The following is a 259-nucleotide window of genomic DNA, read 5'->3' as shown; positions in this document are numbered from 1 at the left end:
CGGTCCGCCGCCTCCTACATCCTGAGCCATCGGCCGGGACGACGATCATGATCGTCTCGGCGGTGGGCATCGCGGTCAATGGCGTCACCGCGCTGCTGTTCGCCTCCGGCCGCAAGGGCGACCTCAACATCAAGGGCGCCTTTCTCCACATGGCGTCCGACGCAGCGCTCGCCGCCGGCGTCGTGATCGCGGGCGGACTGATCCTGCTGACCGGCTGGGTATGGCTCGACCCTGCCATGAGCCTCGTTGTCAGCGTGGC

The 259-nt window shown here is 68.3% G+C and carries 1 protein-coding gene; it reads left to right on the top strand.

From position 1 onward, the window contains the following. Positions 1-47: 47 nt before the first annotated feature. A partial coding sequence (locus tag ACZ3HG_RS24130) for a cation efflux transmembrane domain-containing protein (protein ID WP_465334961.1) occupies positions 48-259 on the top strand: 212 nt, incomplete at its 3' end.

The sequence above is a fragment of the Erwinia sp. PME.40.26/001 genome, from assembly GCF_055556675.1.
This window is presented reverse-complemented; position numbering and strand designations above follow the sequence as displayed.